The following is an 8,836-nucleotide window of genomic DNA, read 5'->3' as shown; positions in this document are numbered from 1 at the left end:
GAACTCTCGACATCCACCTTGGCAAGGTGGCGCTCTACCACTGAGCTACGCCCGCATCGGAGGGGCTTGGTGAAGCGCCCCGCGACGAGGAGGCGGCTTATGGCAGAGCGCTTCGCGGTTTGCAAGCGCCCTTTGAGGGGTTGCGAAGCGGCTTTTTTCGACGCCTTGATCTGACCGGGTTTCAGCCGGGTTTTCGTCCGGCGGTCTGGGGGCGGAGTCCTGGCGTTGCGTCTGTTCGTATTTGGTCTGGGCTATGTGGGGGCGGCTTTCGCCAACGCCTTACGGGCGCGCGGCTGGGCCGTCGCCGCCAGCGCGCGCAATCCCGGACAGGCCGAGGCGCTGCGAGCCCGGGGCGTCGAAGCCGTCGATCCCGCCGACCGCGACGCCATGGCGCGGGCGCTAACCGGCGTGAACGCGATCCTGATCACCGCTCCGCCCGGTCCGGACGGCTGCCCGGCGCTCGAATCGATCGTCCCCGCCCTCGCCCAGGCGCAGGCCTTCCCGGACTGGATCGGCTATCTGTCGACGACCGGCGTCTATGGCGACTTCGACGGCCGCTGGGTGTTCGAAACCTCGCCGCTGAAGGCGCAGTCGGTCGAAGGCGCCCGCCGGGTCGGGGCCGAGCGCGACTGGCAGGAGGTCGGGCGCGGCATGGGCCTGACCGTCGCCATCTTCCGCCTGCCCGGCATCTATGGGCCCGGCCGCAGCGCGCTGGACCGACTGCGCGCGGGCGAAGGCCGCCGGATCGTCAAGCCCGGCCAGGTGTTCAGCCGCATCCATGTCGACGACATCGTCTTGGGTCTGCTGGCCTCGCTGGACAAGCCCCGCGCGGGCGGCGTCTACAACCTGGTCGATGACGAACCCGCCCCGCCGCAGGACGTGATGGAGCACGCCGCGCGCCTGCTGGACGTTCCCGTCCCGCCCGACCTGCCGTTCAACGAACTGGGCCTGTCTCCGGCTACGCGCCGTTTCTACGCCGAGAACAAGCGCGTCTCGAACGCGCGCGCCAAGGCCGAGCTGGGATGGCGACCGGCCTACCCGACCTATCGCGAAGGACTCGCGGCCATCTTGCAGGCGGGCGGCTAGGCCTATTCGTCGTCGATCGCCGGCAGGCGCGGGGTGATACCGACGGCTTCCAGGCCGGCGGCGTTCCGCAGTCGCGCAGCGCGCGCCAGACGACGGCTGACAAGATCGCCCTCCTCCGGCTCGGCCAGGCCCTTGGCCTCGGAAACGGCGGCGACCAGACGCTCCAGGTCCTGTGGACGCGAGAGACGGTGGTCTCCGTCCTTGATCAGGGTGAAGACCACGTCCTGGCTGGTCAGGGCGTTGGCCAGCTCCAAGGCGTGGGTCCACGGCACGTCCGGATCCGCGCCGCCCTGCAGGACGCGCACCGGGACATCGATCGGCACAGGACCCGGCAGGATCGACCACCGCGCTCCGTCTTCCAGCAGTTCCCGCGTGATCGGGTAGCCGCCGTCGTCGTATTCGGACGGGCGAATCCAGAGGCCGTCGCGCGCGATCGCGGCCTTGGCCTCGTCGGAGAGCTCGGGGGCCATCAGCTTCTCGGTGAAATCCGGCGCCGGGGCGATCAGCACCATGGCCTTGACCCGGTCCGGCCGCGCGATCGCCGCCAGACACGCCAGCCAGCCGCCCATGGACGAACCGACCAGGACGAGCGGGCCTTCGGTCAGCTCGTCGATGACCGCAAGCGCGTCCGCGCGCCAGCGGCTGATCGTCCCGTCCTTGAACGCGCCGTCGGACTCGCCGTGGCCAAAATAGTCGAAGCGGACATAGGCGCCGCCGCTGGCCTGGGCCTGCTCGGCCAGCACCTGGGCCTTGGTCCCGGTCATGTCGGAATGGAAGCCGCCCAGCCAGACGACCGTCGCGCCCTCTCCCGAAATGCGCCGGAAAGCGAGCCGGGAGCCGTCTTCGCGCGTTAGGGCGCCTAGGGATTCGGTCATGGCGTCGCCTCGATCCTTTCGCTACTTAGACCCGCGTTGTCCTCGCGAGAGTCGTGTGTCCGACCTACCTCCCGATTTCACCCTGCTGCAAGTGACGCCGGAGCTGGAAACCGGCGGCGCGGAGCAGACCACGATTGATGTCGCCCATGCGGTGGTGGCGCAAGGCGGCAAGGCTCTGGTCGCGACCAAGGGCGGACGAATGGCCGCGCGCCTGACCGCCGACGGCGGCCGCCTGGCGCAGATGCCGGCCCAGTCCAAGAACCCGCTCGTCATGCTGGGCAACGCCGCGCGGCTGATCGACCTGATCCGGCGGGAGAAGGTCAGCCTGGTCCACGCCCGCTCGCGCGCCCCGGCCTTCAGCGCCTTGTGGGCCGCCCACGCCACCAAGACCCCGTTCGTCGCCACCTATCACGGCGTCTACAACGCCAAGTCCAACCTGAAGCGTTGGTACAACGCGGTGATGACCAAGGGCGACCTGGTCATCGCCAACTCTGAATACACCCGCCAGCACGTGATCCAGGAGCATGGGCTTCCCCCCGAAAAGGTCGTGGCGATCCCGCGCGGCGTGGACCTGTCGCGTTTCGAGCCCGGCATGGTCGGCTGCGACCGCGTGCGGGCCTTGGCGGAGGCCTGGGGCGTTCCTCAGGACGAACGCCGCCTGAAGGTGCTTTTGGCCGGCCGTCTGACGCGCTGGAAAGGCCAGGGCCTGCTGGTCGAGGCCATGGCGCTGCTGAAGGCGCGCGGCGAGGACCGGATCCTGCTGCTGCTGGCCGGCGACGACCAGGGCCGCAAAGGCTATCGCGCCGAGTTGACCGACGCCATCGCCGCCGCGGGCCTGGAGGATCGGGTGAAGCTGGTCGGCCACTGCGAGGACATGCCGGCGGCCTATCTGCTGGCCGATCTCGCTATCGCCCCTTCGCTGGAGCCAGAGGCCTTCGGCCGCACGGCCGTCGAGCCGCAGGTGATGGGCCGTCCGGTGATGGCCGCGGATCACGGCGCCACGCGCGAGACGGTCGTCCCCGGCGAAACGGGCTGGCTGGTGAAACCCGGCGACGCCGAGGCTTGGGCCAACGCCCTGATGGAGGCCTGCGAAGCCGGCGCCGCGAAGCGCCAAGTCATGGGCCAGGCGGCCCGTACGCGGGCGCGAAGGTTGTATTCGGTGGACGCGATGTGCGAAGCCACGCTCGATGTCTATGCTCGCGTTCTGCGAGCTCGGACCGCGGAGCATTCGTCTTGAGCAAGGAGATCAAGAAGGTCCTGGTCATCAAGCTGGGGGCGCTGGGCGACTTCGTCCTGGCCCTGGCGGCGATGAAGAAGATTCGCGAGGCGCATCCCAAGGCCAAGATCACCCTGCTGACCACGCCGCCGTTCGAGGCGCTGGCCAAGCTCAGCCCCTATTTCAACGCCGTCGAGACGGACGGGCGCCCCGGCGACTTCGGCGAGACCCTGGCCATGATCAGCCGGATCCGCAAGGCCGGCTACGATCGGGTCTATGACCTGCAGACCAACAGCCGCACCAACTGGTATTTCCAGCTGCTCCGTCCCTTTCCGCCGCAATGGAATGGCATCGCCTTCGGCTGCGCCCTGCCGCAAAAGGGCAAGGCGCGCCTGCGGATGCACACGCTGGAGCGGCAGGCCGATCAGCTGAAGGCCGCCGGCATCTGGCCCGACGCGCCCTCCGAGCCCGGCGGCGCGCCGGCGCCGGATCTGTCCTGGATCCTGAAGCGGCGGAAGGAAGCGCCGCCTGTCGCCGGCGCGGCCAAGCCCAAGCCTTATGTCCTGCTGGTGCCGGGCGGCTCGGCCCATCGCCCCGAAAAGCGCTGGCCCGTCGAGTTCTACGCCCAACTGGCGTCCCTGCTGAAGGCGCGCGGCTTCGACATCGTGATCATCGGGGGGCCGCAGGAAAGCGCGATGGCCCGCCAGATCCAGAAGGCCGCCGCCGGCGCCCGAGACCTGACCGGCCGCACCGACTTCGCCCAGCTTGCCCTGCTCGGCGCCAAGGCGGCCTTGGCCGTCGGCAATGACACCGGGCCGACACACCTGCTGGCCGCCGCCGGCGCGCCGACGATCGCCCTGTTCTCCGACGCCTCTGATCCGGACCTCTGCGCCCCGCGCGGGCACGTGACCGTGATCCGCTCGCCCGATCTGCAGGCCTTGCCCGTCAGCACGGTCGCCAGCGCGGCCATGGCGCTGACGACGCGCTGAGGCGCTGGCGCTCAGTAGCCCGCGTATCGTCCCGGCTTGTGGTTGGCGATGATCACAGCGCTCAGCGCCACGGCGCTGGCGATCGAAAGCAGCAGCTTGTCGAAGCTGATCGTGAAGAAGGCGGTGGCGACGACCACGCAGTCGGCCGCCATCTGCACCTTGCCGGCGCTGATCCCGCGCCGCTCCTGCAGATAGAGCGCCAGCACCCCGATTCCGCCGACGCTGGAGCGATGCCGCGCCAGGGCCAGAATGCCCATGCCGACGATCGTGCCGCCGAAGATCGCCGCGAAGATCGGATCGACGCCCGTCACTTTCAGCCAGTGCGGCATGGCCCAGGCGAAGCCGGCCAGCAGCAGGTTGGTCGCTAGGGTCTTGAAGGTGAACATCCAGCCCAGGGTGCGCTGGGCCAGCACATAGAACGGCAGGTTCAGGACGAAGAACACGACGCCGACCGGCCAGCCGCTCAGGTAGGAGACAATCAGCGCCACCCCGGCAACGCCGCCGGTGACAAGGCCCGCGGCCTTCAGCAAGGTCAGGCCGACAGCGATGAAACTGGAGCCGATCAGAAGGGCGTGGACGTCCTCCAGGGCGGTATGGCGATGCGGATTCATGGAGATCAGGCAGGAGTCTTGGGCAGGAGGACACGCGTCCCAGCCTCGCCGTTTCCCCCTTGTCGCCCGTTAGCCCCGAAAAAACGCGGTCCGGCGACGTCTCTTTAACCGCCTTCGCTTGATAGAGCGCGGCCGGCGCGTCATATATCAGTTTCTCGCGGCGCGCCCAGCGCGGCGCGTACGCGTTTAGCCTAATCCTATCAACTGCCCTGGAGCCGCCCCTATTCGCCGTCCTATGCAAACGCCGCCCGTCAAGGATGGGCCGCGTATCAACGAAGACATCCGCGTCCCCCGCGTCCTGCTGATCGACCAGAACGGCGAAAAGCAAGGCGAGATGCCGACGTCCGCCGCCCTGGAAGCGGCTGAAGAGGCTGGCCTGGACCTGGTTGAAATCGTTCCGAACGCCAATCCTCCCGTCTGCAAGATCCTGGACTACGGCAAGTTCAAGTTCCAGGAGCAGAAGAAGAAGAACGAGGCGCGCAAGCGGCAGAAGGTCGTCGAGCTCAAGGAAATCAAGCTCCGCCCGAACATCGACATTCACGACTACGAAGTGAAGGCCAAGTCGATGCATCGCTTCTTCGAGGAAGGCGATAAGGTCAAGGTGACCCTGCGCTTCCGCGGCCGTGAAATGGCTCACCCCGAGCTCGGCATGAAGCTGCTCCAGAAGGTCAAGGCCGACTTCGACGAGGTCGCCAAGGTCGAATACGAACCGCGCATGGAAGGCCGGCAGATGATCATGATCCTGGCTCCGCGCTAGGACTGGATCACAGGTAGACAACGAAACGCCCCGGCCTCGCGGCCGGGGCGTTTTGCGTTCCGCACCTTCAGCGTTCTTTCGGAGGGCGCCACACGCGCCGCGGCCGTAACGGCGGTCGCCAAGCGGAGGGTTCGAGGGTAAACCCCCGCCCGCCATGTCCGATAATGCTCACAGCACCCGCGCGCTCGCCGTCCTGCTCCTGGTTGTCTTCATCAACCTGGTGGGCTTTGGCGTGGTCATTCCGCTGCTGCCCTTCTACGCCAAGGCGATGAACGCCGCGCCCTGGCAGGTGACGACGATGTTCGCCGCCTACAGCCTGGGGCAGTTCTTCGGCGAGCCCTTCTGGGGACGCCTGTCCGACCGGATCGGCCGGCGGCCGGTGCTGATCGTGACAATCCTCGCCAACGCCGTGGCCTATGTCGCCCTGGCCTTCGCGCCGAACATCTGGATCGCCATGGCCATCCGCCTGGTCGGCGGCTTCGGCAGCGGCAACATCTCGACGATCCAGGGCTACATGGCCGACGTGACCCCGCCGGAGAAGCGCGCCGGCCGCATGGGCCTCTTGGGCGCGGCGTTCGGCGCGGGCTTCGTGATCGGCCCCTCGCTGGGCGGCCTGCTGGCGCATCCCAGCGCGGGGCAACTCGGCTTCCAGATCCCGCTCTTCGTCGCCGCCGGCATGGCCGCGGCAGCCGCCATCGGCGTGGTCGCCTTCGTCACCGAAAGCCGGGCGCGTTCGGCTCCCGACGTCATCCAGCCCAGGCGGGGCCAGGCCCTGGCCCAAGCCGCCGCCCACCCGATCCTGTCGCGGGTGCTGCTGGTCACCCTGGTCTCGACTGGCGCCTTCGCGGGCATGGAGTCGATCTTTGGCCTCTGGGCCAATGCGCGCTTTTCCTGGGGGCCGCGCGAGGTCGGGCTATGCTTCGCCATCATCGGGATCATCGCCTCGCTCGGCCAGGGCTTACTGACCGGACGCTTGGCCCGCCGGTTCGGCGAGAGCCGCGTGCTGACCACCGGTCTTTTCATCATCATGCTGAGCCTGTTCGCGACGCCGTTCGCGCCGCATCCGAGTCTGGCCATGGTCGCGGTGGGCTGCACGGCCTTTGGCCAGTCGCTGGTCTTCCCGTGCGTGGCCGCCCTGATCTCCCGCGCCAGCCCGCCGGACCGCCAAGGCCAGATGCTGGGCCTGAACATGGCCGCCGGCTCTCTGGCGAGGATCGCCGGCCCGCTGACGGCGGGTCCGCTGTTCGGCCTGGCGGCTGGAGGTCCCTATTGGCTGGGTTCGGCGCTGATGATTCCGGCGATCGCCTTCGCCCTGACCATCATCCACCGAACCAAGACCGCGGCCTGATGCGCGGCGCCGCGCCGCAAACCCTTGCCAGCGGCGAGTCTTTCCTGTAGCAACGCCGCCTTTCCGGAACCGCCTGGCCATTGGCATGCCATGGCGGTTCGTCATGCTTCCAGAGGACGGGGCGAAAGCTCCGACGCGAAATGCCGAAGTTGAAGACGAAGTCGGGCGCCAAAAAGCGCTTCAAACTGACCGCCACGGGCAAGCTGAAGGCCGGCGTCGCCGGCAAGCGCCACCGCCTGATCGGCCACAATGGCAAGTACATCCGCCAACAGCGCGGCACGAAGGTCATGACCGAGGCTGACGCCAAGATCATCAAGACCTACCTGCCCTACGGCCTGTAAGAGGAGCGCTGACACATGGCTCGCGTGAAACGGGGCGTCGTCGCCCACGCCAAGCACAAGAAGGTTCTCGAGCAAGCCAAGGGCTTCTACGGGCGCCGCAAGAACACCATCCGCACGGCGAAGGCCGCGGTCGACAAGGCCGGCCAATACGCCTACCGCGACCGCAAGGTGCGCAAGCGCGCCTTCCGTTCGCTGTGGATCCAGCGCATCAACGCTGGCGCCCGTCTGGAAGGCTTCACCTACTCGCAATTTATCCACGGCCTGGACGTGGCGGGTATCGTGATCGACCGTAAGGTCCTCGCCGACATCGCCGGCGCCGATCCGGTTGCGTTCAAGGCCATCGCCGACAAGGTTCGCGCCGCTCTGGCCTAAGGACATCTGGGCTTTTCGAAGCCTAATCGATCCTGAAAAGCCCTCCGGTGCGAACCGGAGGGCTTTTTGCTGCGCGCTCCCCTACTCCCCCGCGACCAAATCCTCTAGACGGATGCCCGTCATGACCGATCTCAACACCCTCGAAGCCGACGTGCTGGCCCAGGTGGCCGCCGCTGGCGATCTTTCGACGCTCGACGCCGTCCGCGTGGCCGCCGTCGGCAAGACCGGCTCGATCTCGGGCCTGCTGAAAACCCTGGGCGCGATGAGCCCCGAGGAGCGCAAGACCCAGGGCGCGGCCATCAACGCCCTGCGCGACAAGGTCACCGAGGCCATCGCCGCCAAGAAGGCCGCGCTGGAAGCCGCCGAGCTGGACGCGCGCCTGGCCAGCGAGACGCTGGACCTGTCCCTGCCCGCGCCCTACCGCCGCAAGGGATCCGTCCATCCGACCATGCAGACCATGGACGAGATCGTCGCGGTCTTCGCCGAGATGGGCTTCGCCGTCGCCGAAGGTCCGGACATCGAGGACGACTTCCACAACTTCACGGCCCTGAACTTCCCCGAGAAGCACCCGGCTCGCGAGATGCACGACACCTTCTTCTTCAATACGAAGGAAACGGGCGAACGCATGCTGCTGCGCACCCACACCAGCCCCGTGCAGGTGCGGACCATGGTGTCGCAGAAGCCGCCGATCCGGATCATCGCGCCGGGCCGCACCTATCGCGTGGACAACGACGCCACCCACACGCCGGTGTTCCACCAGGTCGAAGGCCTGGTGATCGACAAGGGCATCCACATGGGTCACCTGAAGTGGACCCTGGAGACCTTCCTGGCGCGGTTCTTCGAGACCGACGCGGTCACGACCCAGTTCCGTCCGCACCACTTCCCGTTCACCGAGCCCTCGGCCGAGATGGACGTGCAGTGCGACCGCTCGGGCGGCGAGATCAAGATCGGCCAGGGGACCAGCTGGCTCGAGATCCTGGGCTGCGGGATGGTTCACCCGAACGTCCTGCGCGCCTGCGGCATCGATCCGGACGAGTACCAGGGCTTCGCCTTCGGCATGGGCGTCGACCGCCTGGGCATGCTGAAGTACGGCATGCCGGACCTGCGCGACATGTGGTCGTCGGATGTCCGCTGGCTGTCGCACTACGGCTTCAGCGCGTTCGCCGCGCCGAACCCGGCGTCCGGGCTGAGCTAACAACGAACCCTCCCCTCCCCCTTGCGGGGAGGGGGCAGGGGGTGGG

10 protein-coding genes are annotated in these 8,836 nt (G+C 67.9%); 8 read left to right on the top strand and 2 right to left on the bottom strand.

The window, feature by feature from the left end; all coding sequences use genetic code 11:
- The first annotated feature begins 225 nt into the window (after positions 1 to 225).
- A complete protein-coding gene (locus AX690_RS21360) occupies positions 226 to 1,086 on the top strand; it encodes an SDR family oxidoreductase (RefSeq protein ID WP_066683035.1) in 861 nt (286 codons plus the stop codon).
- A gap of 2 nt (positions 1,087 to 1,088) precedes the next feature.
- Here AX690_RS21360 and AX690_RS21355 read toward each other — a convergent pair whose 3' ends face one another.
- Positions 1,089 to 1,961, bottom strand: coding sequence for a carboxylesterase (locus AX690_RS21355; RefSeq protein ID WP_066683036.1), 873 nt, complete (start codon positions 1,959 to 1,961; stop codon positions 1,089 to 1,091).
- Positions 1,962 to 2,016: 55 nt separating this feature from the next.
- On the opposite strand from AX690_RS21355, the gene AX690_RS21350 reads away from it, so the two are divergent.
- Both AX690_RS21350 and AX690_RS21345 read left to right on the top strand, forming a co-directional pair.
- Positions 2,017 to 3,198, top strand: coding sequence for a glycosyltransferase family 4 protein (locus tag AX690_RS21350; RefSeq protein WP_066683037.1), 1,182 nt, complete (start codon positions 2,017 to 2,019; stop codon positions 3,196 to 3,198).
- Entirely contained in the window at positions 3,195 to 4,166 is a 972-nt protein-coding gene (locus AX690_RS21345; RefSeq protein WP_066683038.1) for a glycosyltransferase family 9 protein, read from the top strand. Before AX690_RS21350 ends, AX690_RS21345 begins: the two co-directional genes overlap by 4 nt.
- An 11-nt stretch (positions 4,167 to 4,177) precedes the next feature.
- Here the strand turns inward: AX690_RS21345 and AX690_RS21340 are convergent, their stop codons facing one another.
- The gene (locus AX690_RS21340) at positions 4,178 to 4,777 is read right to left on the bottom strand and encodes a YitT family protein (protein ID WP_066683039.1); all 600 of its coding nucleotides are present in this window, start codon (positions 4,775 to 4,777) and stop codon (positions 4,178 to 4,180) included.
- Positions 4,778 to 5,012: 235 nt separating this feature from the next.
- Here AX690_RS21340 and infC point away from each other — a divergent pair, with 235 nt between their 5' ends.
- From infC to pheS, 5 genes are all read left to right on the top strand, one after another.
- Positions 5,013 to 5,534, top strand: a complete 522-nt coding sequence (gene infC, locus AX690_RS21335; protein WP_066683040.1) for a translation initiation factor IF-3 — start codon at positions 5,013 to 5,015, stop codon at positions 5,532 to 5,534.
- A gap of 154 nt (positions 5,535 to 5,688) precedes the next feature.
- Positions 5,689 to 6,882: an MFS transporter gene (locus AX690_RS21330; RefSeq protein ID WP_066683041.1), complete on the top strand. Its 1,194-nt coding sequence runs from the start codon at positions 5,689 to 5,691 to the stop codon at positions 6,880 to 6,882.
- A 140-nt stretch (positions 6,883 to 7,022) separates the two neighbouring features.
- The gene (rpmI, locus tag AX690_RS21325) at positions 7,023 to 7,223 is read left to right on the top strand and encodes a 50S ribosomal protein L35 (RefSeq protein ID WP_004625088.1); all 201 of its coding nucleotides are present in this window, start codon (positions 7,023 to 7,025) and stop codon (positions 7,221 to 7,223) included.
- 15 nt (positions 7,224 to 7,238) lie between these two features.
- A complete protein-coding gene (gene rplT / locus AX690_RS21320; RefSeq protein ID WP_004625089.1) occupies positions 7,239 to 7,595 on the top strand; it encodes a 50S ribosomal protein L20 in 357 nt (118 codons plus the stop codon).
- Between the two features lie 121 nt (positions 7,596 to 7,716).
- On the top strand, positions 7,717 to 8,790 hold the full coding sequence (gene pheS / locus AX690_RS21315; RefSeq protein WP_066683042.1) for a phenylalanine--tRNA ligase subunit alpha: 1,074 nt from the start codon (positions 7,717 to 7,719) through the stop codon (positions 8,788 to 8,790).
- Positions 8,791 to 8,836: the final 46 nt, after the last annotated feature.

It is taken from the genome of Caulobacter sp. CCH9-E1 (assembly GCF_001556515.1).
GTDB lineage: Bacteria > Pseudomonadota > Alphaproteobacteria > Caulobacterales > Caulobacteraceae > Caulobacter.
This window is presented reverse-complemented; position numbering and strand designations above follow the sequence as displayed.

Excerpts from the sequence above, each read along its gene's own strand:
- rpmI (WP_004625088.1), top strand. The coding sequence starts at position 7,023 with ATGCCGAAGTTGAAGACGAAGTCGGGCGCCAAAAAGCGCTTCAAACTG.
- AX690_RS21330 (WP_066683041.1), top strand. The coding sequence starts at position 5,689 with ATGTCCGATAATGCTCACAGCACCCGCGCGCTCGCCGTCCTGCTCCTG.
- pheS (WP_066683042.1), top strand. The coding sequence starts at position 7,717 with ATGACCGATCTCAACACCCTCGAAGCCGACGTGCTGGCCCAGGTGGCC.
- AX690_RS21340 (WP_066683039.1), bottom strand. The coding sequence starts at position 4,777 with ATGAATCCGCATCGCCATACCGCCCTGGAGGACGTCCACGCCCTTCTG.
- rplT (WP_004625089.1), top strand. The coding sequence starts at position 7,239 with ATGGCTCGCGTGAAACGGGGCGTCGTCGCCCACGCCAAGCACAAGAAG.
- infC (WP_066683040.1), top strand. The coding sequence starts at position 5,013 with ATGCAAACGCCGCCCGTCAAGGATGGGCCGCGTATCAACGAAGACATC.
- AX690_RS21355 (WP_066683036.1), bottom strand. The coding sequence starts at position 1,961 with ATGACCGAATCCCTAGGCGCCCTAACGCGCGAAGACGGCTCCCGGCTC.